This is a genomic window from Spirochaetota bacterium (genome assembly GCA_034190085.1).
Taxonomy (GTDB): Bacteria; Spirochaetota; UBA4802; order UBA4802; family JAFGDQ01; genus JAXHTS01.
In genome coordinates, this window is the sequence record JAXHTS010000015.1 from 95,919 (window position 1) to 121,447 (window position 25,529).

20 protein-coding genes, 1 other RNA gene and 1 pseudogene are annotated in these 25,529 nt (G+C 36.0%); 14 read left to right on the top strand and 8 right to left on the bottom strand.

Annotated elements, in window-relative coordinates; genetic code table 11:
• Positions 1-176: 176 nt before the first annotated feature.
• The 3 genes from SVZ03_03165 to SVZ03_03175 are packed head-to-tail and all read left to right on the top strand — an operon-like array spanning position 177 to position 4,358.
• On the top strand, positions 177-2,417 hold the full coding sequence (locus tag SVZ03_03165) for a glycosyltransferase (GenBank protein ID MDY6933206.1): 2,241 nt from the start codon (positions 177-179) through the stop codon (positions 2,415-2,417).
• Complete coding sequence (locus SVZ03_03170) at positions 2,417-3,346, top strand: glycoside hydrolase family 130 protein (protein MDY6933207.1); 930 nt, start codon at positions 2,417-2,419, stop codon at positions 3,344-3,346. Before SVZ03_03165 ends, SVZ03_03170 begins: the two co-directional genes overlap by 1 nt.
• A 1-nt stretch (position 3,347) precedes the next feature.
• Entirely contained in the window at positions 3,348-4,358 is a 1,011-nt protein-coding gene (locus SVZ03_03175; protein MDY6933208.1) for a glycosyltransferase family 4 protein, read from the top strand.
• Positions 4,359-4,429: 71 nt separating this feature from the next.
• Here SVZ03_03175 and SVZ03_03180 read toward each other — a convergent pair whose 3' ends face one another.
• The 3 genes from SVZ03_03180 to trpB form a co-directional block, all read right to left on the bottom strand.
• On the bottom strand, positions 4,430-5,914 hold the full coding sequence (locus SVZ03_03180) for a glycoside hydrolase family 130 protein (protein ID MDY6933209.1): 1,485 nt from the start codon (positions 5,912-5,914) through the stop codon (positions 4,430-4,432).
• A gap of 313 nt (positions 5,915-6,227) precedes the next feature.
• Positions 6,228-6,995 carry a tryptophan synthase subunit alpha gene (gene trpA / locus SVZ03_03185; GenBank protein ID MDY6933210.1) on the bottom strand — a complete coding sequence of 256 codons (768 nt, stop codon included), beginning with the start codon at positions 6,993-6,995 and terminating at the stop codon, positions 6,228-6,230.
• Positions 6,992-8,260, bottom strand: coding sequence for a tryptophan synthase subunit beta (gene trpB / locus SVZ03_03190; protein ID MDY6933211.1), 1,269 nt, complete (start codon positions 8,258-8,260; stop codon positions 6,992-6,994). The genes trpA and trpB overlap by 4 nt, the downstream gene beginning before the upstream one ends.
• A gap of 203 nt (positions 8,261-8,463) precedes the next feature.
• Here trpB and rnpB point away from each other — a divergent pair.
• From rnpB to SVZ03_03210, 4 genes are all read left to right on the top strand, one after another.
• Positions 8,464-8,819, top strand: an RNA gene (gene rnpB, locus SVZ03_03195) — RNase P RNA component class A.
• Between the two features lie 209 nt (positions 8,820-9,028).
• On the top strand, positions 9,029-10,054 hold the full coding sequence (locus tag SVZ03_03200; GenBank protein ID MDY6933212.1) for a hypothetical protein: 1,026 nt from the start codon (positions 9,029-9,031) through the stop codon (positions 10,052-10,054).
• The gene (locus SVZ03_03205) at positions 10,051-11,391 is read left to right on the top strand and encodes a helix-hairpin-helix domain-containing protein (protein MDY6933213.1); all 1,341 of its coding nucleotides are present in this window, start codon (positions 10,051-10,053) and stop codon (positions 11,389-11,391) included. Before SVZ03_03200 ends, SVZ03_03205 begins: the two co-directional genes overlap by 4 nt.
• Complete coding sequence (locus SVZ03_03210) at positions 11,370-13,022, top strand: hypothetical protein (GenBank protein MDY6933214.1); 1,653 nt, start codon at positions 11,370-11,372, stop codon at positions 13,020-13,022. The genes SVZ03_03205 and SVZ03_03210 overlap by 22 nt, the downstream gene beginning before the upstream one ends.
• A gap of 146 nt (positions 13,023-13,168) precedes the next feature.
• Here SVZ03_03210 and SVZ03_03215 read toward each other — a convergent pair whose 3' ends face one another.
• Positions 13,169-13,369, bottom strand: coding sequence for a hypothetical protein (locus SVZ03_03215; GenBank protein MDY6933215.1), 201 nt, complete (start codon positions 13,367-13,369; stop codon positions 13,169-13,171).
• Positions 13,370-13,737: 368 nt separating this feature from the next.
• Between SVZ03_03215 and SVZ03_03220 the strand changes: the two genes are divergently transcribed.
• Both SVZ03_03220 and SVZ03_03225 read left to right on the top strand, forming a co-directional pair.
• The gene (locus tag SVZ03_03220) at positions 13,738-14,451 is read left to right on the top strand and encodes a hypothetical protein (protein MDY6933216.1); all 714 of its coding nucleotides are present in this window, start codon (positions 13,738-13,740) and stop codon (positions 14,449-14,451) included.
• 16 nt (positions 14,452-14,467) lie between these two features.
• Positions 14,468-14,872: a hypothetical protein gene (locus SVZ03_03225; protein ID MDY6933217.1), complete on the top strand. Its 405-nt coding sequence runs from the start codon at positions 14,468-14,470 to the stop codon at positions 14,870-14,872.
• A gap of 4 nt (positions 14,873-14,876) precedes the next feature.
• Here SVZ03_03225 and SVZ03_03230 read toward each other — a convergent pair whose 3' ends face one another.
• Positions 14,877-15,401: a hypothetical protein gene (locus SVZ03_03230; protein ID MDY6933218.1), complete on the bottom strand. Its 525-nt coding sequence runs from the start codon at positions 15,399-15,401 to the stop codon at positions 14,877-14,879.
• 416 nt (positions 15,402-15,817) lie between these two features.
• On the opposite strand from SVZ03_03230, the pseudogene SVZ03_03235 reads away from it, so the two are divergent.
• From SVZ03_03235 to SVZ03_03250, 4 genes and pseudogenes are all read left to right on the top strand, one after another.
• A pseudogene (locus SVZ03_03235) lies at positions 15,818-18,094 on the top strand (ribonucleoside triphosphate reductase).
• A complete protein-coding gene (locus tag SVZ03_03240) occupies positions 18,057-18,752 on the top strand; it encodes an anaerobic ribonucleoside-triphosphate reductase activating protein (protein ID MDY6933219.1) in 696 nt (231 codons plus the stop codon). Before SVZ03_03235 ends, SVZ03_03240 begins: the two are co-directional and overlap by 38 nt.
• Before the next feature lie 225 nt (positions 18,753-18,977).
• A complete protein-coding gene (locus SVZ03_03245) occupies positions 18,978-20,165 on the top strand; it encodes a glycosyltransferase family 4 protein (GenBank protein MDY6933220.1) in 1,188 nt (395 codons plus the stop codon).
• Positions 20,155-20,814, top strand: a complete 660-nt coding sequence (locus SVZ03_03250) for a response regulator transcription factor (protein ID MDY6933221.1) — start codon at positions 20,155-20,157, stop codon at positions 20,812-20,814. The genes SVZ03_03245 and SVZ03_03250 overlap by 11 nt, the downstream gene beginning before the upstream one ends.
• A 102-nt stretch (positions 20,815-20,916) precedes the next feature.
• Here SVZ03_03250 and SVZ03_03255 read toward each other — a convergent pair whose 3' ends face one another.
• The 3 genes from SVZ03_03255 to SVZ03_03265 form a co-directional block, all read right to left on the bottom strand.
• Complete coding sequence (locus SVZ03_03255; GenBank protein MDY6933222.1) at positions 20,917-22,161, bottom strand: hemolysin family protein; 1,245 nt, start codon at positions 22,159-22,161, stop codon at positions 20,917-20,919.
• Positions 22,162-22,244: 83 nt separating this feature from the next.
• Entirely contained in the window at positions 22,245-23,501 is a 1,257-nt protein-coding gene (locus tag SVZ03_03260) for a hemolysin family protein (protein MDY6933223.1), read from the bottom strand.
• A gap of 219 nt (positions 23,502-23,720) precedes the next feature.
• Positions 23,721-24,578, bottom strand: coding sequence for a M23 family metallopeptidase (locus SVZ03_03265; protein MDY6933224.1), 858 nt, complete (start codon positions 24,576-24,578; stop codon positions 23,721-23,723).
• A 250-nt stretch (positions 24,579-24,828) separates the two neighbouring features.
• On the opposite strand from SVZ03_03265, the gene SVZ03_03270 reads away from it, so the two are divergent.
• Entirely contained in the window at positions 24,829-25,200 is a 372-nt protein-coding gene (locus SVZ03_03270) for a transposase (GenBank protein ID MDY6933225.1), read from the top strand.
• Positions 25,201-25,529 lie beyond the last annotated feature (329 nt).

Here is a 25,529-nt window from a genome sequence, read left to right on the forward strand (position 1 = left end):
ACTCTCCTCTTTGAATGATATTAGAGGATGCATAGTCATAGTATCTACAAATATCTCTTTTCATAATACTCGATTTAATTATTAACATAAGGCATTCCTGAAGAAAATTTTTCTCTTCAGGTAAAATGTTGTGTTCAGGGCTATTTCACTAATCTAAAGGCATAAACATGAGAAAGATGAAGATTGCATGTATTGGTAATTATGTTCCACGGCAGTGCGGAATTGCAACATTTACCAGAGACCTGGTATCATCAATGATTAATAATGATAAGAAAAATAACATTAAAGCTGATGCCTATATAATTGCAATGAATGATGGAGATCAGAACTACGATTATCCGGAGGAGGTAAAGCAGGTAATTAGGCAGGAAGAACAGGCTGATTACCTAAAGGCTGCGAAGTATATCAATTTCAGTGATGCTAATGTCTGTCTACTACAGCATGAATTTGGAATTTTTGGCGGGGAATGTGGAATATACATTTTGCCCTTAATTCATAGGTTGAATATTCCAATAATTGTTACTTTTCATACTATATTGAAGGAACCAACCTACAGTCAAAAAGCAATTGTGCATGAGATCGGTAAAGAGGCAATGAAGGTCGTAGTAATGAGCAACCTGGCGATTGATTTTTTAACAGATATATACAATGTGCCTAAAGAGAAGATCGCTCTTGTTGAGCATGGTGTCCCTGATATTAGCTTTACGCATAGCAAGCACAATAAAAAAAAATATAATCTGGAAAACAAGAAATCCTTGCTCACCTTTGGACTTCTTAATAGAAATAAGGGCATAGAAACTGTTATTCAAGCATTGCCAAGAGTTGTGGAGAAGCATCCGGAAGTCATTTACATAATATTGGGCAAGACTCATCCTATAGTGTTAAGAGAAACGGGAGAGGAGTACAGGAATTATCTTAAACGCTTAGTGGAGAAGAATAATTTAAGGAATAATGTATATTTCAATGACCGTTATGTGACTAATGAGGAATTGTTTGGCTACTTATCTGCAGTTGATATATACGTCACACCCTATTTAGATGAGACACAGATAACAAGCGGTACTCTATCATATGCTGTAGGGGCTGGCACAGCAGTAATTTCCACCCCATACTGGCATGCAAAGGGACTTTTAGCAGATGGAAGGGGGAAACTATTTGATTTTGGAGACTCAAACGCGCTTGCTGATATTCTGAATGAATTATTAGACAAGCCTTCAGAATTGCTGAAGTTAAAGAAAAAAGCTTATAGATATGGTCGAAAAACGATCTGGCCTGTAATTGGAATTCAATATCTCAAGCTCATCTCAAATTCATTAAAATCATATACATGTAATAAGCTAAAGGAAGAGATAATTATCAATCCTTTATCACTGCCAGCCTTTAGCATTACCCATGTTAAGAGACTAACTGATGATACCGGCATTATTCAACATGCCAAATACAGCATCCCAAATCTAAAAGAGGGTTATTCCCTTGATGATAATGCCCGAGCCCTATTAATGACGATAATGGCTTACAGACAGAAGAAGGATCAGGTTGCGTTAGAGTTGTTGCCGGTCTATTTAAGTTTTATTCATTATATGCAAAATGATGATGGCACATTCAAAAACTTTTTGAGTTTTAGTAGGGATTTTCTTGATGATATCGGATCTGAAGATACCTTCGGTAGAACAATCTGGGCTCTAGGCTATCTTGTTCAATATGCGCCAAATGACGCATATTTCCAGATAGCTAATGAAATGTTTATTAATGCCTATCCAAAATTTACAAAATTGAAGGTTTTAAGGGGAAGGGCAAATACAATAATTGGAATTTGTCATTATCTACACCGTTTTACAAATGATGAAGGCATGAACAAGGTTCTTAGTGAGCTTATAAATATGATCATTGATGAGTATAATCGCAATAAGGATAGCCAATGGCATTGGTTCGAGCCAAGGCTTTTATATGACAATGGTATTATACCTCTCTCTCTATTTCACGCCTATGAGATTACCGGGGATGAGAAGATTCTAGAAGTTGCAAAGGAATCCATGGAATTTCTCGAAAAGATTATTATTAGAGATGGATATTTTTCACTGGTGGGTAATGAAAAATGGTATGTAAAGGGCGAGGAATGTTCCCAATTTGCTCAACAGCCGGTTGATGCCATGGCTATGGTATTGATGTATTATCAGGCCTATGTTGTAACCAGGGATAAGATCTACATTAATCGAATGATTACCTCCTTTATGTGGTTTCATGGTGAAAATGATTTGAGAATTCCATTATATGATTTTGAAACAAATGGATGTTGTGATGGTTTGGAGAGTTATGGCGTTAATAGGAATCAGGGTGCCGAGAGCACCATATCTTATCAAATAGCCCACTTATCTGTTCTTTTTGCATATGAGCAGGAGATACGAGGTGTAAAATAATGTTATTTGTTAAAAGGTATGAAAAAAATCCAATATTAACAAAGGATGATATTCCTTATCCTGTTGCGACTGTACACAATGCAGGAGCAACAAAATATAGGGATAAATATATACTATTATTTCGTTCACATTTACATAATGGACGATGTGTTATAGGATTAGCAGAAAGTGATGATGGATATAATTTCAGTGTAGCTCAAAAACCCTTTATGACGCCTGCAACTAGAGGCGTGTTTAGAGAATATGAAGAATACGGGGTAGAGGATCCGCGCATAACCTTTATGGGTGATGAATATTTGATTACTTACAGCGCCTATTCCAGACATGGTGTGCGCATAGGATTGGCGAAGACAGTGGATTTTAAGGATGTTGAAAGGGTATCTCTAATTACTGAGGCTGATTATAGAAATGTAGTTATATTTCCAAAAAAAATTAATGGGCAATACGTTCGCCTTGACAGACCTCACTCCGAGATCAGTCCATGGTCTATATGGATATCCTATTCTCCAGATTTAAGATACTGGGGAAATTCCAAAGTGATAATGAAACCTTTACAGTATCACTGGGACGAAATGAAGATTGGCCCCGGAGCCCCGCCAATCAGGACAAAGAAGGGTTGGTTGAGCATTTATCATGGCGTATTCCCAACAATGGATGGCTGTATTTATAGGTTAGGCGCAGCGCTTCATGATTTAGATGATCCATCCAAAATAATTGGTGTTGGCGATAAATGGATATTACAGCCAGAGGAGGAGTATGAGGTTGTAGGCTATGTCCATAATGTGGTGTTTACCTGCGGTGCAGTACCTGAGGATGACGGCACAGTGAAAATATACTGGGGAGGGGCGGATAAGGTTATGTGTGTTGGCGCTGCCATGTTAGACGATCTCGTGAATCTCTGCATCAACGATTCGAGGCCTGCGTTGTAGCATGAAAGTGGCAGTTTTAGCGCCAATCTGCTGGAGAACCCCGCCGCGCCATTATGGTCCCTGGGAGCAGGTTGCTTCTAATATTGCAGAGGGTCTAATTTCACGGGGGATTGATGTAACGCTTTTTGCTACTGGGGACTCCTTAACACAAGGGAAACTGGAATATATTACAAAACGTCCATATGAAGAGGATAAAAGCATAGATCCCAAGGTATGGGAATGTATGCATATTGGACATATAATGGAGCATGCTGATTGCTTTGATATTATTCACAATAATTACGATTTTTTGCCTCTTACATACTCGCGACTAATAAACACTCCCATGTTAACAACCATACATGGGTTCTCATCACCAAAGATTATTCCGGTATACAAAGAATACAATGATTCAGTTTCTTATGTTTCCATCAGCAATTCTGATCGCAGTTCCGAATTAAACTATATTGCCACTGTATATAATGGAATTAAGATAGAGGATTTTATCCTTAACGAAGGGACTGGTGATTATTTATTATATTTTGGAAGGATTCATCATGATAAGGGCACATATGAGTCCATTCAAATTGCAAAAAAATCCGGCATGAGGCTCATCATTTCCGGAATCATCCAAGATCAGAGATACTATGATGAAAAGGTAGAACCATTCATTAATAATGATGATATTGTATTTGTTGGACACTCCGGTCCTGAGAAGAGAAATAAATTACTCGGAGAAGCCTACGCCCTGCTTCATCCGATAAATTTCGCTGAACCATTTGGATTAAGTGTTGTTGAATCAATGCTCTGCGGTACTCCGGTTGTTGCCTTTAATAAAGGCTCAATGCCTGAGTTGATAATACATGGCAAAACCGGATTTTTGGTAAACAATATTGATGAGGCGGTAGATGCTACTCAGGAGGTGTATACAATTAAGCGCAGGTATTGTCGAGAATGGGCAACTAACAAGTTTAGTCAGGAAAAAATGGTAGATGATTATATACAGGTTTATAATGGAGTATTAGGAAAGTAACAATATTGATTGTTGTCTCCTTAAACATATTTCTCATATATGCAGTGAAATTAGTATCAGTGAGTCTTCATTCATCGATGATTTAATAGTTTATTTAATAGATCATCAAGGGGAATGCTGGCAAAGGTGGAGGCATAATCTGCCATAGCATATGGAATAATCAGTTCATTGTTATGAATAATTGATCCACAGGAATAAACAACATTTGGAACATAACCCTCCCTCTCCTCCTCGTTTGGCACTAAAATGGGTTCATCTAACTTTGCTATTACATTGGTGGGATCATCCAAATCAAGAAGTATTGCCCCAAGAGAATATCTTCTCATTGCACCCACACCATGTGTAATAACCAACCATCCTCTTTCTGTTTCAATGGGGGATCCTGAATTTCCAATTTGAATAAATTCCCATGGATACATTGGATCTTGTATTTTACAGGTCTCTTCCCAAACATTGATATTATCAGAAAACATAATATAATTGCACACGCCATCTATGCGGGAGATCATCGCATATTTGCCATTAATTTTACGAGGGAAGAGCGCCATCCCCTTATTTTGAGCCTGTTCTCCATGAATAGGCGATATTTTAAAATGATAAAAATCTTTTGTTTCTAATAACCGCGGCAGAATGTTATGTCCGCTATAAGCCGTATAAGTGGCATAATAGGTAACAGTGTCATCATCATCCACAAACCTGACAAATCTGGCATCTTCAATACCATGACTTTCGGTATATGATATCGGGAATATCACTCTCTCAGAAATTGCGGTATCAAGTGAAAAGGTGATTTCATAATGAGAACTCGCTAACCATTTAATCTCTTGAATAACTTTTCTGATGCCATTATTAAATCTGGTGTCATCAATGGTATCGTCAATGACTGCTTGTAGTTCACTGTAATTAAATGTATTTTTCATTTTATCCATAACAATGCCAACAATTTCTTCATGGCCAATAATTTCTTCATGAATATTCATCTCATTAATTTTTTTTAAGAAGTCTTTTTTTTCATAGACATGACGTTTAATTATTTCCGGCACATCAACCAGCTTACCCGTTGGTTGAAACTGCAGGTTGTTGTCCTTGTCAATGATGCCGCTTCTAAACACAATGGATGAGATATGACCCTCGCCAGTGGCGCGAAAACTTACTATTACTCTTCTTTGTCCTTCCTCTAAATCACCCTGATCTGGATCTTCTACAATTGATGGATTAAAAAAAGCAGAGGATTCAATTGAATACTCCATTGTAAAGTATGATCCAATTAGTAATTGCCTTTCCTTTGGCAAGGAGTCAGGGTCAATATTCATGCTATGAAATAAATATTTTATTCTGTTGAAGTACTTTTCAAAAATGATTGTTATATTACGATGACGTTTAGAAAAATTTCTTAATACTTGGTTGAGTGTAGCTTGTACCTGTTCCTCCGTTAAATTTAATACTTTTTGAATAATTGTCTCAGACCTTTTATTCCCTGGCATAAAGAAACGCGCGATTACTCTTTTGGGATCAGGATAAAACCGATTCTCTTTTCTTATTAAGGTTATAGGCATCTGTTTGGGTATTCTCCCCGTTTACATTATAATTGATATACAACTAAGATCAATTAGGACTCACTGATGTACATATAAAATATTCTTATCCATAATTATTTTAACACGGTTTTTTATTTAAGTAAAACCAATTTTATTATCACCAAAATTAATTATTATCAGTTAAAGATATTATAATGAAAGTACTAATTGTAAAGGATTCAAAGGAGACCAATCATAAAAAAATAGATTTCATTTCTCATTATTTTTATTATCTGATGAATTCTATTATCCGCATGATTTTAAATATAAAGCTATGTCTATGCTCTCTGGATTAGGATAGGGATTTTTTTATTTTATACAAAAATTTGTATACATTCTTTCCAAAACAGCTTCCCGATTCATCAACTATGTTGATTAGCTTACTGCCAATCACAATAATATCAGCAAACTCTGCAATGGCATTAGCTGATTTAACGCTGTCTATTCCAAATCCAATTGCAATTGGGAGATCAATAATTTTTTTTGCATTGAGTATATAGTCTCTTAAATTATCATGAGGTTTCTTCCCAGCGCCTGTAATCCCAATCCTTGATGTGCAATAGACAAAACCTGTAGCGATCTCTCTTATCCTCCATAACCTCTCTTCGACTGTAGTAGGAGAAAACACCGGAACAGGGTGTAAATTATACGTATTACACATTGGATAAAAGTTGTCTTTATCCTCTTCTGGCGGGATGTCAGGAACTATCAGGCCATATAATCCGGCCCTCTTCGATCTTTTAATAAATTTTTCAACATCCGAATTAAAAACAATATTATAGTATGTCATAAAAAGAAAATCTATAGCCTCAAAGGAGCTGGTCATTTCTTGAGCAAATCTGAAACAATCTGAAACACTCATATTATTTTTCAGAGCAACCTGGTTAGCATTAAGAATAGTCCTTCCATCTGCAATAGGATCGGTGAAGGGAATCTGCAACTCTATATAGTCTACACCCGCATCTGTCATTGCAGTGATCAATTCAATGCTATCCTCCATTGTTGGATAGCCGATAACGATATGCGTCATAATCGATTTATTGTTTTTAGGAGAACTCATTGGTCATCTATCAAGGTAAATTCTGATTTATCAACCTTGGATTTTAAAAAGGATATCCATTCTTTATCCTTCAGGGCCTCCGCAATAAGGAATATGTCCTTATCACCCCTACCAGAAATATTAACAACTATCGTCTTATTCTTATCTAAATTTCCTGCTATCTCAATACCCTTTGCCAAGGCATGAGAAGATTCAAGGGCTGGTATTATCCCCTCAGATTTAATTAATAGCTTAAGGGCTTGAATTACTTTTTTATCAGTAACATATTCATACTGTACTCTTCCAACTGAGTGGAGATAGGCATGTTCAGGACCCACTCCGTGATAATCCAAGCCTGCTGCAACAGAATGAGTTGGCAGCGTCTGCCCATCACTGTTTTGCAGAAACAATGATCGAAACCCCTCCACCATGCCCTCTCTGCCCTTTGCGAATCTTGCAGCATGCTTATTGGTATTTATTCCATGACCACCCGCCTCAACACCAATCATCTTTACATTTTCATAATTCAGAAATGGATAGAATAGACCAATGGAATTGCTTCCACCCCCAACACAGGCAACAAGATAATCTGGCACTCTGCCCTCCATCTGCTTCATCTGCACCATTACCTCCCTGCCTATAACTGATTGGAAGTCTCTAACTATTACAGGGTATGGATGAGCGCTTAACACTGAACCGATAAGGAAATGCGTTGTATCCAAAGTCTCTATCCAATTTCGTATTGCTTCGTTTACAGCATCCTTGAGGGTCATATTTCCAGTTGTCACGGGTGTAACCTTTGCACCAAGCTGTTCCATCCAGAATACATTAGGCCTCTGACGGTTGATGTCGGTTTGTCCCATGAATATCTCGCATATAAATCCAAATTTAGCAGCAGCAGTTGCTGTGGCAAGTCCATGCTGTCCTGCCCCAGTCTCAGCGATAATTCTTTTCTTACCCATCCTCTTAGCAAGAATCGCCTGTCCAATTACATTATTGATTTTATGAGATCCAGTATGTCCCAATCCCTCCCGTTTCAGATAAATCTTGGCCCCCTGAATATGCCGTGTCAGATTCTCAGCAAAATATAAGGGGGTTGGTCTGCCAGAGTATACCTTTAGGGTATGTCTTAATTCTTCTTTAAAATGCCTGTCAGCTTTAGCTTCTAAATAGGCCTTTTCCAATTCATCCAAGGCAGGGATAAGCATCTCTGGGACATATCTCCCACCAAATTTTCCAAAATGTCCTCTTGTTTTAAAAGGATTAATCTGAATCTTTTTTTTCATTTATCGATTTATAATTATAAAGATTGATTCTCTCATCAACGAGCTAATCATCTGTAGTACTTTTCATATGAGTCTTTGTTATTAGGGAATGACTGTTATTAACAAGATAGACCTATTAGCTGTCAATATAAATTTTTCTTGATTATTTAGGGCATTTTATTGAAGTTAAATAACATAAAGAATAATTATAATCCACTATTTCTGGAGGGGAACAAGCAGTCGCGCTTGCCTGATCTCAGGATCAGGCGGTGAGGAAAGTCCGAACACCGCAGGGCTGGGTGCTGGATAACGTCCAGGCGTCGTGAGGCGACGGAAAGTGCAACAGAAAAAATACCGCCAGAATCAATTTCTGGTAAGGGTGAAAAGGCGAGGTAAGAGCTCACCGCGCCTGTCGCGAGACAGGCGGCAGTGTAAACCCCACCCGGTGCAAGATCAAGTAAACAACCCTTTGAGAGTTGCCCGCTCGAGGTTGTGGGTAGATCGCAAAGAGGCACATGGCAACATGTACCCAAGATAAATGGCTGCAAAAACAGAATTCGGCTTATGATCCCCTCCTAATTATATTCAAATGTATAATTTCTTTACTACCTTTATTCGCCAAATCTAAATCTTTTAGTAAGATAAATATCCAAATAGTTAATTTTTTTATATGATTACATGAACTGATCTCTAATTATTATATAATAGTTGACTTTATTATTACTTCAATTTTTATTCATTATTTCAGGAAGCAAAAAGCATTTGATCTAATGAAAGAGAGTTTCCTTAGTGATAAAAGCAGTAATTATATTGATGCTGTACATAATGCTGACAATACCTGCCTTTGCCGGACTTCTGATAAACGAGATTGCTTGTGCTACATCAGGCGATGATTGGGTTGAGATATTCCTGCATAGCGAGGATAGGGAAAAGATAGATGTATCACCTTTATATGTCACTATGTACTATGGAGATAACCAAAGACTTAGTTCAGATCCAATACATATATATAGCTATGATAGACCTGAGACACCATATGACGATAGATTTTTAGTAATCCATCTGACAGAGGCTAACAAATCAGATGAGTCAGACCTGACAGGGGATACTAATAAGAACGGATATATTGATGTCTATTGCAATAACTATTATGGCAGCCTGTGGAATAGTGATTGTGTGGTTGCAATAGATGCTGATGACGATCCGTCAAATGGGGGCATAATAGACTTTGTAGCATATTCAAATAGGGATGGAAGCATAAATGATACAATCTGGTCATATGTTCGGGATGCTCAGAATTACGGGCAGTGGTTGGAATCTGATGGCCCTGATCCGCAAGAGAGCATGATATATATTGGTTCGGGTGGTCTCTCATCCTACAGCAGCATATCAAGAAAAAATTCGATTGATAACAACTCACAGGATGATTTTGAAATCACCAAATTTCAGACTCCTGGTAGAGAGAATATCCTTTCAGGTGGTGTATTAGGCAAAGGAAGGTTATTCAGATCTCTAAAGAAGAGAATAACTATTATTCCCGGGCACCCTCTTCTTGGTGCTGGCGAGATTGGATTGTTTGTCTATGAAAGATGTAGCATTAGACTCCGAATATTTTCTTCTATAGGAATGCTTATCTATGAATCTCCGCTTTATAGGGATGTTCATCCTGGAAGACTTAACCTTAATTGGAATCTGAAGGGACAGAATAGAAGAGCATGCACAGGCCTCTATATCGGATATATAGAAGCCACAAGCAAAATGCTGAAGAAGACTGAATCAGATCGTATCTTCATTATTTTGAGTAAATACAAATGACGATGATTGCCCTTTCATTTATCTTGGCAAAAACCCTATTTCTATCATTTGAATATAAAACCCATCCATCCTCTCTCTTCCCATATAACAATGCTGTTTCGGAATCTTCTGCTTTTGGGCATCTCTCCAATCCGGCATATCTGCCCATATGGAAAGTAACTTATATAAGCGCGATATATGAAATGCCCTACTCAATGGAAGAGATGAACTCAGGGGATTTGCGGATAGGATCTGCCTTTAATAACATCGGCCTTCAGCTTGGATGGAGCAGGTTTGGAATTGAGGAATACAGAGAGGATATCCTAAATATTAACCTCGGGTATAGGGTATGCAGGTTTCTTTATTCTGGGATTGGGATGTCCTATTACAGTCTGTATATAAATACCGAGGAACTTCATTTCAGAGAGGGTCTAACCGATTTTAGGGCGTCGCTTCTCTTCCTGCCCTTTAGATGGATAAATGTAAGTTATCAACAAGAAAACATTAACTCCATATTCAATCAGGAAAGGAAAGACATTCTTTATCCTGACAAATGCTTCGGCATCTCCATTCATCCTGTCTTGGGGATTTCGTTTGCCTGGAATATAAATAAACTATATTATAATTATATTAACACCTTTACCCTGTCAACAAACCTGCTCTCCTCTCTAAGTATTAAAGCAGGATATTCCAGAGAGATGTCATCCTTTGCCGCTGCAATTGTTTTTCTATATAATCTAATAAGATTCTCATATGGGTTGAGGCATCATCCGTACCTAGGCTTAACCCATTCAGTGGGAATCACACTTACGAGCCACAATCTGCCCTTTAATCAGGTTAATTACAATAAAAGGATATACCGACGTAGTATACCCAAAACCATTAAGAGGGTTAATGTAAACAACTGCACTATTGATGAATTAAGGGATATACCCTTGCTCACCAAAGAGATTGCTGAGAGAATCATTAAATACAGAAATATCATTGGTCCGGTCACCCGAAAGGCGCTTTTCCAGATTGGATTGACTGCAGGTGAGGTTGATAAACTCGATAGATATATATGTGGACTTGCCAAAAAGTCAGAGAGAAAGACGAATGAGGATGATAGTAAAGCCATTAAATATAAAAGGCTTCAATACAAGAAACGATCTCATCGTCCTTACAACATAGAAACTAGGAAAATGCTATTTCAAATGCTATTGGAATCCGGAATAAGCGCATCCACAGCTCTAAGGATAGCTGAACTCTCCAGAGAAAAGAGGAGAGAAGAGATTATTCTTGAGATAGAGAATATATCTGATCTTTTAATTGAGGAGAAGGATTTAATAATAGAGATATGCAACGATATCTTATATTGATATTGCCTATATTCGTTTCCCTCCTCTCTATCATCCTTAGTCCAATGGTCGTGATAAGCTCAGAGATTATAGTGAGGCCGGAATACTATATTCAAAGCGAGTATAGGAAGGATTCAATAGATTATAGCGAAATTGAAAGAACGTTTTATAGAGAGAAGTTTAAGGTTGTGTTCAGCAATGATAGCAGCCTGCGGTTTGCCTATGTCCATATAGACAAATATAATGATAATAAATATACCTACAGCCTCGCTTTAGGCGACATCTCCCCTTATGCTTCTTTTATTATCGGAAATTATTATGTCAACTTTGGATACGGACTTATGGTTGGACGAAAGAGGATATACGATCCTGACGTTTTTTCACCGAGGATGAATATTGCCTCTAGGGATGTCTTCAAGCCATGCGGAAGTGGAAATCCAATCTTTGCATTTAACGGTCTCAGCGCTTCACTGAAGGAAGAGATATCAGAAATAAAGCTGTCTTTAAATATATTCTACTCAATAAAGGAGAGGTTCATAGATGAGAATTCATATAACGTTGGCAAAACCACCGGCAGTATGGATGCAATAGATTATAAACTTACAAAGGAATATAACCATAATGAGCCAATAGATATGCATACTCATGGCGCAATGTTGTCTCTTAGCGCGATGGATCTATTCTTTTTCCAAGTCTACTATTTGTCTGCTGATCTGCAATCTGTTAGCGGTGGGGAGATTCTTTGGGATTTTGATGAAACTGGAGATCAATCCTATGGTATCTCAAGTTTGTTGGGATGCGGTTTCGTTTCAGAATATAGAGATGATTTTATTTCTATTTTCTTTGAGGGATCCGTTGCCAATAGAGAGATGAAAAATGAAATAAGTGAGATACAAGAAAATGTAAGTGATAATATATATGGATACGGCTATCTACATGGGATTATATTTACACCTCCGTTTCTTGTCATTTCGATTATTGGGAAGGATGTGGGCCCTGAATACTACTCCCCCTATAGCTCATCTGTAGGTGAGGATTATCCGGAAAAAGGGTGGTTCTTTGATGCTGAGCTTAGGCCATTTCGAAATCTCAAGATAGGAACCTCAATATCATCGCAAAAGAAATCATCAGTAACGAGTTCAAGATATGATGAATTGCCAAATACTCAAAGGGAGAGGATATATCTTCACTATTCATATGGTTTTTTTAAGGATTTGAATATTATTCTCAGGAGGATTGAGAAGAAGTCAGATGATAGTGAAAAGAAATTTCAATTAAGAGAATCGACTAGATTAGAAATTTCAAAACTCCTGAAGCTCAGATTATATAACACCTATCAGAGTGGTAATAATGTAAATTCCTCCAAATTATTTGGTGTTGGGTTTGAGGTATTTCTTCATTCATACCTAAAAACGGATATACACTATTTTAAGGGATATATCTCAGAAGGCAATGCAATCTATTCAGTAGTCTCGCCCATCCAGCATTCCAATATTCGTGGCTTTTTTCTAAGAGAGGATTCAGATTTAATATTGCTGAAATCATCCCTAAAATATAAGGGGTTTTTTCTATCAAGCAGATGGTTTTATCAATTTGTTTGTAAAAGGTCCATTCATAAAAGATTTGAATTTGTCGGAAGCGGCTTCTTTTAATAAATTAATGTATTTGAAAGTGTGAATTAGATTTCCTGTTTGTTATTATATGTTGTTTTTTATCGGGAAACATCATCGAACCTTGTTATAATCGTTTTTAATAAAGGGTTAATCCTATCCCTTCTTTCAGTTATATCGCAAAAAGGTCAGTCTTTAAAGGCATCCCTTTTATTCCTTTTCTCCCTTAATCTATCGTTTGAAATAGATTTTCTGAATATATACCTATAGTTATTAGAGTTATCACTATTGATCTGCTCGATTGACACCTTGTTTCCTTCATTACTATTGCCGCATGCTATGTAAGAGAGGAATAGTATTATAATAATTATATTAACATGTCGTTTCATATGAATTTGGATATTAGAGGAAGAATTTCTATACATCCTTTCAAGGATATTAGTATCTTTACTTCAACTATTAATTATATACAAAAAGCAAAAAATCTTCCACAAACAAATTGACACTATTCAAGTGATATACTACCATTAGTATTCTAATGAATTTTAGTACCTACAATATATATTGTCCAATGCATTTACATAATTAATAAAGATATCTCCACAAATTGGAGGGATCATTATACAATGTTTTAATTATCATATAAGAATTAAAGGGGTATGGAGTATTATAACGCAATATTTCATACACCAAAATATCACTCATAGGGGTATATTATAATGAAGACATAGAATAAAGTCAAGGGAGGGAGTTATAAATGAAAATTAATGCAGACGTTTATGAGGTTTTATATGGGAGAAGGGGGGCAGGAGTAGCCCCACCTGATAAGAGAGTAGCGAATTCTAATAGAATAACCCCACAGATCCATGAATCAGTTTCAACAAATGCTTCAAGGGGTAGGGAGTTAATAGATGCCTTTATAATAGCCAATATGGCCCAAGTCTTTATTAATAAAGCCCTTGAGATATCCTCAAGGTTGAGAAATATTGCCTCAGAGGCTATCACAGGAGGGAAAATCGAATACACTGAATTCAGTGAGGTAATGTCGAGTATTAAAATCTCGCTTAGTGAGATGAATGAAGGAATGGTTAATACTGTGGACTTGGCTAATGTTGAAAACAGAGGAATCGGGAATGGTGATGAAGATATTATTAACAGTCTGCCGCCAATCAAGAGTGAAATTGATAAACTAAATATATTATCTTCTGAGCTAGAATCAGGAGGAAGGCCTGAGTTAAATAGAATAGACATTTTATCGGACAACCTGAGCAATAAGGCCATATTAGTTGAGAATTTGCTAAGTAATGCAAGGAATACTATTATTGATCCTATGAGTAATTATTATTATAATCCAAATACAGACTACTCAAAATCATTGGGACAGATTGGAAGGGAACTTATAGAGAATCCTAACATTGCTATTAGAACTCAGGGTAATGTAAACCCTGAAATGCTTAGAAGTCTTTTGTAGGAGGCCGGATCGGGATATGGATTATTTTGATGGATTTATCGCAGCAATAGCAAGTGAGTTTAAGATCAAATTTCATAAGGATAAGGACGATACATATATCACTAATATCGAGTTTGATAATAATAGGACACAGGAGGTATTGATAACCCTTTCTAAAGATGAGTCGGGTGATAGAATTATTAACTACTTTTCTGTTATAGCAAGGTTAAAGAGGGACTCATTTGAACTGTATAAATATTCCCTAAAGCTAAATTCAACCTTTGACTATGGAGCGATGGCACTATTAGATGAGACGCTAATCTTAAGGGACTCAATTCTATTAAACCATTGTGATCCTCAACAGTTTATGAAAACCTTAACCTATATTGCAGCAAAGGCAGATGAGCTTGAGGAATTATTCACAAAGAAAAATCTATATTAATGTATTATTTTTTGATTAAACCTGTTAGATTTTTTTCTATTTTCTTTGACATTTTTCGTATAATGTGAAAATTTTCGACATCATCTACATGAAGGTAGACTACCATGTTTTCCTTAGTGACTACAATTGATCTATCTTTATTGAATTCAACAAACTCTGCTAGTTTTTCAATTTCGACTTTAGCTGAAGCGCGGTCTCTAAATTGAATTATATAACAGACTATGTCATCCCCATGAGGTGTTTCTTTCTTTGCCATGATTGTCATATGGATTTTCGATATTTTTTTATAATCGCCTTGAGGGTATATCTTGTCCGTTAGTTTTTTAATTGCGTTTTTATCCATAGCCCATGGGTTTTCTTTAAGGATCTTCCTGGCATAATCGGGTATTATCCCATACATAAAGCCATTGGGGATATCGCTTTCAGTGGGTTTAATCTTGTCAATAATGTCATTCCCGAGGTTTGCCATGATTGGTGATAGGGTGATAAATAATAATGACACGACGAAACAAATTGCTATTTTTTTCATGTAAGCTTCTCCTGTAATTATTGGTTTTTCCCATATCTAAAACAATATATTTTACTGATTTTCTTATCGGCACAATGATTTAATAAAAGTAATACAAAAACACAATCTTTATGGAAATCCTACACCCAAGCTAAGAGTGTTTCAACTGCATTAGAGATGTACAATGTTTTTTGTGACATAATATTATTAATTGATTGACTGAAATGTCAGGACATGTATAAAGATATTCAGCTTTCATAAAATCGGTTTCAATTCAGAAGAAAAGAATATGCTAACATCCTCCCCAATGGTTGAGATGAAGGAATTTAGGTCCTCGAAGTGTGCGTCCTTTATTAATTTTTTTCTACTATAATATAAACATATCAATTAGCAGATGATCAGAAACCTTTAACAATTAAGAACCTGGAGCAAAAATAATGGAAGAGAGTATAACCCAGCTTAAACATATTCGAAAGAGAGATGGGAGGGTTGTTTCCTTCGATTCTGAGAAAATAACCTCAGCTATCTATAAAGCTGTAAAAGCAGTAGGCGGAAGCGATAGGGAGTCAGCACAAATGGTTTCCGCATCAGTAGTCGGCATCCTTGAGGTGATCTATAAAGACGAGAGGATTCCAACTGTTGAAGAGGTTCAGGATCTCGTAGAAAAGATATTGATTGAAAGAGGACATGCCAAGGTTGCCAAGGCATACATTCTTTATCGAGAACAGCATAGAAAGATAAGGGAAGGGAAGGAACTTCTCGATGAAGGGATGAAGCTTGTTGAGGAGTATCTCGATCGAACCGATTGGCGCGTAAATGAAAATAGCAATATGAGCTATTCCCTACAAGGGCTGAACAACCACATAGCCTCAGCAATAACCGCAAAATATTGGTTAGAAAAGATATATCCCCCAGAGATTAGACAGGCGCACATTAACTGCGATTTTCATATTCACGATCTTGGTCTGCTCTCAGCATATTGCGTAGGGTGGGACTTAAAGGATCTTCTGATTAGAGGATTTGGAGGGGTTAAGGGCAAAGTGGAAAGCAGACCGGCTAAGCATTTCCGAAGCGCTCTTGGGCAGATCGTTAATTTCTTTTATACTCTTCAAGGTGAATCAGCGGGTGCACAAGCTTTCGCAAATCTGGATACATATTTAGCTCCCTATATTAGATATGACAACCTTTCATACAGAGAGATTAAGCAGTGTCTTCAGGAGTTTATTTTCAATATGAATATTCCTACAAGGGTGGGATTTCAGACACCCTTTACAAATGTAACACTTGACGTCAATATACCCTCAAATATAGCAGAGGATTATGTTATTGTGGGTGGAAAGATGAAAAATTTGAAATATTCTGAATTTCAGGAGGAGTCGAATCTATTCAATCAGGCCTTTATAGAATGCCTCTTAGAGGGTGATGCAAAACATAGAATATTCACTTTTCCAATTCCAACCTACAACATAACGAAAAATTTTGATTTTGATAATCCATCATTGGAAAAGCTTTGGGAATTGACCGCAAAATATGGAACTCCCTATTTTGCCAACTTTGTAAACTCAGATATGGATCCGGAGGATGCAAGGTCTATGTGCTGCAGATTGAGACTCGATAACAGAGAACTAAGAAAGAGGGGGGGCGGATTGTTTGGGGCTAATCCACTCACCGGAAGCATCGGTGTAGTTACAATAAACATGCCTAGCTTAGCATATCAGTCAACGAGTGAGGATGATTTTCTAAACAGATTGTCAAGCATTATGGATTTGGCTAAGGATGCACTTGAGATTAAGAGAAAGGTTTTAGAGAACTTCTCCATGAATAATCTGTATCCGTATACAAAATATTATCTTATGGATATTTTTCAAAGGACGGGTAAATATTGGATTAATCATTTCTCCACAATTGGACTTATTGGCATGAATGAAGCATGCCTGAATCTCATGAATAAGGATATATCGACAAAAGAAGGAAAGGAGTTCTCTGTGATGGCTCTTCAATATATGAGGGAGCGAATAATGGACTATCAGAGGGAGACTGGCAATCTATATAATCTTGAGGCCACACCGGCTGAAGGTGTAAGTTATAGATTAGCAAAACATGACAAAACCGCCTTTCCTAATATAATTACCTCAGGGGTGGATGAGCCATATTACACAAACTCAGTCCATCTTCCAGTCGGGGTTACTGATGATATCTTTGACCTTCTCGATTATCAAAATGATCTGCAATCCCTCTTTACAGGTGGCACGGTGGTTCACTGCTTCATTGGTGAGAAGATTGATGATCCTCAACTTGTAAAGGTCCTAATAAAGAGAATTTCGCAGAATTACACAATACCCTATTTCACAATAACGCCGACCTTTAGCATCTGTCCGATTCATGGTTACATTCCTGGATCTCACAAATATTGTCCTTATGAGCATACCCGGGAAGAACTAGATCTATATGGAATTGAGGTTATAACAGAGGAATTTGATTTTGATGGCAAATTAGCAATGTAATATGTTTTTATAAAGGAGTAAAGGATGAAGAAGGGAAAAAAGATCCCAGTTGAGGTGTATTCCAGGGTTGTGGGATACTACAGGCCTATCAATCAATGGAATAAAGGGAAACAGGAAGAGTTTTATGAGAGAAAGGAACTAAAGTTGAAGGGATCGAAAACTACACATCTCTATGAATATAAAGGGAATTCTCAAAACATCTCTGATTGATTACCCCGGAAAGATATGTTCTGTTTTATTTACAGGGGGATGCAATCTGAGGTGCTGCTATTGTCACAACCCTGAACTTGCGAAGGATAGCAAAAGTCTTCAGATTTATAAAGAGGAAGATGTTTTATGCTTTCTTAAAAAAAGACGCGGTTTGATAGATGGAGTCGTGCTAACAGGAGGCGAGCCAACTCTGCAAAATAAGATTGATACATTTATCGAATCTGTAAAGAAGATACCCCTATCCATAAAGGTTGATACCAATGGTCTTAGACCTGAGGTTATTGAAAGACTTCTGAGCAAAAACCTCATAGATTATATTGCCATTGATGTAAAAACGTCACCAGAAAAATATGAGCTTGTAACCAGCAAGCGAGTTGATTTTTCTAAAATAAAAGCTACTATTCAGATCGTTAAAGAATCAGGTTTAGACTTTGAACTAAGAACAACCTGTGTCCCGGACCTAGTGACAATAGATGATTTCAAGATCATTAAGAGGGAGATTGGCTCGGTTAATAAGTATTATCTTCAACAATTTACAAACAGAAAAACGCTTGATTCTTCTTTACAAGAATACAAACCCTATCCCTCTTCGATTATATATGAATTCAAGAGAATCGTTCATTCCTTTGCGCAAATTTGTGAGATTAGGGGAATATAGATGTTCATTTGATATTAACATAATCATATTGGAAAAATATGATATACATACCCCCCGCATCTTCTACCATTAAGGTAGAGTCTGTTTTATAAACATGAGTAAATAGGCCTGCAATAATAAGCATCAGCATGTAAGTTTGTTATGTTATTACATTAGACCTTGTTATGATTTCGACTGGCAAAGGCAGTTGACTAAATTGTATAGAAATAAAAGAGAACAATAGACATGGGAAAAGGGAACAATAAAGATTTAAGAATATTAATTATTAACTATGAATTTCCACCGTTGGGAGGTGGGGGTGGTATAGCGTCTAGCGATCTTGCAAAAGAATGGAGAAAATTGGCAAGGATTGACGTGCTAACCTCTTCTTTTAAAAGATTAAAACCATTCGAGGTTAGGGATGAAATAAGCATCTACAGGGCAAAAACCTTTTTCAGAAAGTCAAAAGATGCAGCAACATTTATATCAATGCTATCATTTCTTCCGAGCGCCCTTATCATAGGGATGCGCCTTTTCAGAAAAAACAGATATAATATTATTAATACACATTTTGCTGTTCCATCAGGCCCTGTTGGTTATCTGCTCGGGAAGTTGTTTCATACACCAAATGTGCTTTCACTTCACGGCGGGGATATATATGATCCAAGCAAAAGCATGTCTCCTCATAGGAATGTTTTTTTCAGAATAATCGTAAGATTTATTTTAAATCGTGCAGATGAAATTATAGCTCAATCGAGTAACACAAAACTGAATGCGATCAAGTATTATAAACCCTGGAAGGAGATTAAGATTGTTCCCCTTGCTTACCATCCGACAGAAATACCAGTTATTACCAGGAAAGAGATGAAGATAAAATCAGATGAGTTCATTCTCATTACAATAGGAAGACTAGTTAAAAGAAAGGCGATGGACGTTATTATTAATGCTATAAGCATGATACCAGATGATAGGATACAATTATTTATAGTAGGTGATGGACCTGATAGGATAAATCTGGAGAATCTCGTAAAAAATCTAAAACTTGAAAAAAGAATTCACTTTTTAGGGTATCTATCGGATGAGGAAAAGTATAAATATCTTTCAGTATCAGATATTTTTATTTTGCCATCAATGCATGAGGGATTTGGTATCGTCTATATGGAGGCTATGTACTGTGGACTACCTATAGTGTGCACAAATCATGGAGGCCAGACTGATTTTTTAATTAATGGAGAAAATGCCATTCTTATAGATGTTGGAGATATTAAGGCCTGCTCTGAGGCTATTCTGAAATTCTACAAAGATAAAGAGTTTTATGATAATTGTTCTGAAAACAATTCCAAAAAGATTATTGACTTTTATGCTGAACCGATAGCTATGCGTTATATTGAAATATTCAGGGATCTATTATCTGGAGAAACAATTGGAAGGTAGCATCGGATTATTATCGAATAATTCAGAAATAATTGAAGAGTTCAAGGTAAATATCCCAAGCTTTAGGCTTAGGAATTATAGGTCAGTAGACTCTATTAATCCAGGTGAGATTATAATTCTTGCTGTTGATGTTGACTTTTTTGATTCAAGGGATGTTATTCAATTTTATCTTTCCAGGATTAGAAAGAAGCTTCAAATAATACCGGTTTTACTCATATTAAGGATTAAGTTTCTTTCTAATATTGATATAGAATGGTTTTTTGAAGAGTTTATTCTATATCCATTCAGGAAGGGTGAGTTGTTAGTGCGGCTCAATAGATTTATCAGAGAAAGTAGTTCTTTTGATAATGAAAATATTATATCTATAGGGAGCATTAAAATTAATTTAAAGGAGTATTCGGTTTATTTACGAAATATCAAACTTGAACTTACATTCAAGGAATTTGAGCTTCTTCGCTATCTTGTTCAGAATACGGGGGTTGTATATTCACGAAAGGAACTCCTTGGCAAGATATGGGGCACAGAGTATGTTGGCGGCACTAGAACGGTGGATGTTCATATTCGACGACTTCGTGTTAAACTGGGAAATGAATTTAACTCGATTATTGAAACTGTAAGAAATGTCGGCTACAGGTGTAGAGAGTTTTAGTATCTATTGGTCATCACCATTAGCCAATTGTGAGGTAATGAGATCCCCTCTCTCTTCGAGTGAGAGGTTTTTTTCTGTAACATGGTAATGTTTTAAAACGACCTATACATCCTTCATTATTAATAATATTTTTTCTACAGATTTTTCAGTCGCTTCATCAACAATAAAGGTATATCCATTGTATTCAATTCTATCGCCTTTTCCAGGTATCTTCCCGGAAAAATAATTTATGAAACCCGCAATTGTTTCAAATCCCTTTTTATCAATATCAATACCGAACACTTTCTGGAAGTAATCGATATCCAGGCTTCCGCTTAATATATATTTCTTATCACTAATCTTCTTTATTAATTCTTCATCAGGGTGGTCCCTTGTCTGAATCTCCCCAACAATCTCTTCGGCAATATCCTCCTTCGTAACCAAACCTTCAACCGCACCAAATTCATTAACCACAAAAGCCAGGTGTGTTTTACTCTCAAGTATCTCAGGAAGCAGCTCAGATATTCTCTTTGTGGCTGGTATATAAAATGGCTTTTTTAGTATATCATCAATTTTTTCTATGTTTTTTTTGTGCAATATATCCCTGTAATGAACATATCCGATAATATTATCCACTCTTTTATCATAAACGGGTATCCTAGAAAATCGGGTTTTCTCCACTAAGGAAACCAGCTGTCTAATACTCTTCCTCTTCTCAATAGATACAATGTCTATTGTAGGAGTCATTACCTCTTCAGCGGTTATCTTTTTAAAGGAAAGGATCTCTGACACAAAGGCTTGATGATCATTGGTTATTATCCCCTCCCTCTCCCCCAGTTTGAATAATAGACCTATTTCATCCCTTGAGCCAATGATAGAGGATCTTGACTTATCAAGATTAAATATCTGTTGTAATCTTTTGGAGAAGAATAATGAAGTTGAAACAGCGGGTTTTAGAATTATAATCAATATTGAGATTAAATAGGATAAAGTCATTAAATAGGATTCCGCTTTTGATCGTGCAACTATTTTTGGAACAATCTCGCAGAAGATTAGAAAAATGATGGTCTGAATAGTCGTTATTATAAACAGCTCATATTCACCAAACAGGAATGACTTCGTCGCAATAAATGTAATAAAGGATGTAGCCGAGATATTTGAGATATTATTGCCAATGAGTATCATTCCAAGGGCTTCATCTTTATTCTTAAGAATATTTAAGGCCCTCTCCGCTTTCCTATCACCCTTTTGTGAAATGGTATTCAACTTGATGCTATTTGCAGAGATAATTGATGTTTCAGCCCCGGAAAAGAAGGCTGAACATAATATTAAGATAAAGATTAATATCTCATATAAAAGGTTTTCCATAATAATCAGTAAGCCTCTATTTGAAGAGAATTAGCGATGCATTCCAAGCTCTTAGTGAAAAATATTCTTTATCCAGTTAATATTCACCCTCTCTCCCTGGGAATTAATTCTATAGATTCAATCCTATTCTTTTTTATATTTCTTATTTTAAAGACATGTCTCTCTGTTATAAGCTTTTCTTTTCTCTTGGGGAAGTATCCAAGCTTTTCAATTATATAGCCTCCAATAGTTTCTGAATCTGTGCTTTCAATATTATCACTAAAACTAAAATTAAAATCATCAATCTGCATATCGCCGGAGATAATGCAGGTCTCATCATCTAGTTGTCTTATATCTGATTTCCTTGCCTTATCTCCTAATGTAAAGTCCCTTCCCATCAACTCCGATATAATAGACGAAAGGGTCACTACACCAGCCGTTCCACCATATTCATCTATAACAATTGCGATCTGAATCTTTTTCATTAGAAACTCCTTTAATAGCTCGCCCAACTCTTTTGACGCAGGATAGTGATATATATTATGAATAAGCTTGTTAATATTCTTCGCCTTTTTATAACCCCTTACATAAGGAACAAGCTCTCTGGAATCCAATACTCCTACAATATTATCGCGATCCTCCTTGAAAACCGGAGCTCTGACAACACCGGCTTCAAGAAAGATTTTTACAGCCTCTTCGATGGTCGCATTAAATGGAATAAAAACAGCTATATTTCTTGGTATCATCACATTCAGGGCGTCTTTTTTTGAGAAGCGGAGAACATTTTGTATAAAGGTAAATTCCTCCTTGCTTATCACTCTTCTCATCTCACCAATCCTTATCGCCATATCCAATTCTTCTTCTGTGATCATTTTTTCTTTTTCCAATTCAAGGTTGAGCATCTTTATTATGCCATTGGTTATTACAAGTAATAATTCTCGTAGAGGCATAAGTATTTTGTGAAAACCGTTTAGAATTGGTATTGCCATTTTGGAGAGTGATTCATAATTATTCATAGAGATGATTTTTGGTGAAATTTCACAAAAAATGATCACAATTATGGAAACTATTGCAATGGAAATAAAATGGCCGTACCCGCTCCATACATTTAATAGCAATTTTGTGGATATCGCTGAGAGAACGATATTAACAAAGAGATTTCCTACCAGAATGGTAATTAATATTTTTTCAGGGGCGCTCATTATTCCTGAAAGGATTCTCTCCCTCTTGCTAAGGGATATGGAGAATTTATGAAGGTTGGACTTGGTTAGAGAGAATAAAGCTGTTTCTGAACCAGAAAAGAATGCAGATAATAGTGTGAATATAATAAGAATTATGAGATCAAATAAATTACTATCCATATAGTTAGTAATAATATTTTGAGATATACTCCAACATCTGATTAGATTCGACCATGTTCTTCCTCAAAAAGCATCATCCCTATTGATGCTGTTTCAGGTTGATAAATATACATTAACTTGTGTAGCTTTATGCCAAATTTAAGTGTAATAGGCATAAGACTAAGGTATTCTTTATTTAGAGATCGGATTTGATGGCTGCAAGGCTTATTATAATATTAATCAGATTATTTCCAATTTTACAGTAAATGATATCTCTTTTGTGGATTCATTACCAGAGTAATCAGAGGTTACAACCTTTAAATGATTCAGTCCATCATTATAGGTAATATTGCAAATTTTATAATACCCCTTTTCATCAAAAAGATTCTGAAATGTTTTACCCCCAATTGTCAATCCATTTTTTGAATAAGCAATCTCTGAGAAATCCAATTCCATAGCCTTCTGATTGTTAAAAATCACCCTTAACCTGAATATCCCCAACCGTTCCCTTCTGTTTATCGAATCAATGATATTTATTAATAAGGGGTAATGGCGTGTAATTCTTATATTAGTATTATCATTTATAATGAAGTACCTATCAGCAACCCTTATGTATAAGTCCAATATTTTTGGTTGCTGAATATCTGTATACTCAGGAAGAAGGATAAATGGATTGATAGATCTCTTTTCGAATATGTTCAATAATGAGAAGTGCAGATGCTTTCCATAGGAGCGCCCAGTATTGCCAATTGATCCCAGCGTTTCATTTGTCATGTAAAATTTATTATATCCTAAACCTTCTGTTAGATGCATATAAATTGAATAGATATTATCATCATGTTTTATAATCTTATAATTACCGCCACCAGGATAATTCTCTATGGGAAAAATAGATTTATCCCAGAAATATAGCAGTTCTCCATCAGCAACAGGATAGACCCTATTGTTGCTTGAGATAATATCAACACCGTCATGGAAGTGATCTCCCCTTGATTCACCAAAGGTCGAGGTAATTTTTCCGTTATCAACAGGCCATCTAAAGAAGGTATTGAGCAGTAATAAGAAGAAAAAACAGATAAAAGGGATGAAGGTTTTCATAATATTAGTTCAATATTACTTGTTCCCCTTGAATTATATCATTAAACCAATATCTTAACTAAGATTGGGAGGTCTGTTACCCAGCTTATAATAAATGATATAAAAGTAAAGACATTTATTATGAATAAAACCACTACTTCTCAGACTGTGTGAAAACTATTAAATTTTTTATAAGAACCAAAGCAATTATTTACGGATCATCAAATAATAATAAAATGATTGCTGTGAAATAAATTATTGAGGTTCAAAGATGAATTATATAAAAGGGACATCCAGGGAGCAGATATTTCTTTTCAATGAATGCATAGAAGAAATAATAGCAGAAGATAATATTGTTAGATTTATAGATGCTTATGTTGAATCTCTTGATATGGAAGGTCTTGGATTTAAGATGCCAAAGGGTAATACGGGAACTCCTCCATATAGACCTCAGTTGAAATTAAAGATTTATATTTATGGATATTTTGAGAAGATACGCGGTAGCCGGAGATTAGAAAAAGAATGTCATCGGAATAAAGAACTAATATGGCTTACAAATTCTCTTGCGCCTGATTTTAAAACAATATCAGATTTTAGAAAAGATAATCATAAAGCGTTTAGAAATATTTTCAAAGATTTTTAAAACTTTGTCATAAGCTCCAACTTCTTTCATTTAAAGTAGTTGCAATTGACGGTACTAAAATGAGAGGTCAAAATAGTTTGAATGAAGTCTATAAAAAAAAGTATCGAAAAAGTTGAGAACGAAATTGAAGGGATTGTCCCGCCTTTAGTTGAAATTCTTTAGCGGTAAGGATCTTTAACATGATCCTAACTTACTTTTCTGTCAATCAGGTGGCCTTGCCCCAAAAAAGAGGACATGAAGTTAAGCGAAAGAAACGATAATAAGCTTAACGGAGGAGTCAATGAAATCAAGAAGAAAATTTGACAAACAATTTAAGATTGATTCAGTAG

What these genes read in the sequence shown, in the direction of transcription:
- SVZ03_03165 (MDY6933206.1), top strand. Translation starts at nt 177, where the DNA reads ATGAAGATTGCATGTATTGGTAATTATGTTCCACGGCAGTGCGGAATT.
- SVZ03_03170 (MDY6933207.1), top strand. Translation starts at nt 2,417, where the DNA reads ATGTTATTTGTTAAAAGGTATGAAAAAAATCCAATATTAACAAAGGAT.
- SVZ03_03175 (MDY6933208.1), top strand. Translation starts at nt 3,348, where the DNA reads ATGAAAGTGGCAGTTTTAGCGCCAATCTGCTGGAGAACCCCGCCGCGC.
- SVZ03_03180 (MDY6933209.1), bottom strand. Translation starts at nt 5,914, where the DNA reads ATGCCTATAACCTTAATAAGAAAAGAGAATCGGTTTTATCCTGATCCC.
- trpA (MDY6933210.1), bottom strand. Translation starts at nt 6,995, where the DNA reads ATGAGTTCTCCTAAAAACAATAAATCGATTATGACGCATATCGTTATC.
- trpB (MDY6933211.1), bottom strand. Translation starts at nt 8,260, where the DNA reads ATGAAAAAAAAGATTCAGATTAATCCTTTTAAAACAAGAGGACATTTT.
- SVZ03_03205 (MDY6933213.1), top strand. Translation starts at nt 10,051, where the DNA reads ATGACGATGATTGCCCTTTCATTTATCTTGGCAAAAACCCTATTTCTA.
- SVZ03_03210 (MDY6933214.1), top strand. Translation starts at nt 11,370, where the DNA reads ATGCAACGATATCTTATATTGATATTGCCTATATTCGTTTCCCTCCTC.
- SVZ03_03215 (MDY6933215.1), bottom strand. Translation starts at nt 13,369, where the DNA reads ATGAAACGACATGTTAATATAATTATTATAATACTATTCCTCTCTTAC.
- SVZ03_03220 (MDY6933216.1), top strand. Translation starts at nt 13,738, where the DNA reads ATGAAAATTAATGCAGACGTTTATGAGGTTTTATATGGGAGAAGGGGG.
- SVZ03_03225 (MDY6933217.1), top strand. Translation starts at nt 14,468, where the DNA reads ATGGATTATTTTGATGGATTTATCGCAGCAATAGCAAGTGAGTTTAAG.
- SVZ03_03230 (MDY6933218.1), bottom strand. Translation starts at nt 15,401, where the DNA reads ATGAAAAAAATAGCAATTTGTTTCGTCGTGTCATTATTATTTATCACC.
- SVZ03_03240 (MDY6933219.1), top strand. Translation starts at nt 18,057, where the DNA reads ATGAATATAAAGGGAATTCTCAAAACATCTCTGATTGATTACCCCGGA.
- SVZ03_03245 (MDY6933220.1), top strand. Translation starts at nt 18,978, where the DNA reads ATGGGAAAAGGGAACAATAAAGATTTAAGAATATTAATTATTAACTAT.
- SVZ03_03255 (MDY6933222.1), bottom strand. Translation starts at nt 22,161, where the DNA reads ATGGAAAACCTTTTATATGAGATATTAATCTTTATCTTAATATTATGT.
- SVZ03_03260 (MDY6933223.1), bottom strand. Translation starts at nt 23,501, where the DNA reads ATGGATAGTAATTTATTTGATCTCATAATTCTTATTATATTCACACTA.
- SVZ03_03265 (MDY6933224.1), bottom strand. Translation starts at nt 24,578, where the DNA reads ATGAAAACCTTCATCCCTTTTATCTGTTTTTTCTTCTTATTACTGCTC.
- SVZ03_03270 (MDY6933225.1), top strand. Translation starts at nt 24,829, where the DNA reads ATGAATTATATAAAAGGGACATCCAGGGAGCAGATATTTCTTTTCAAT.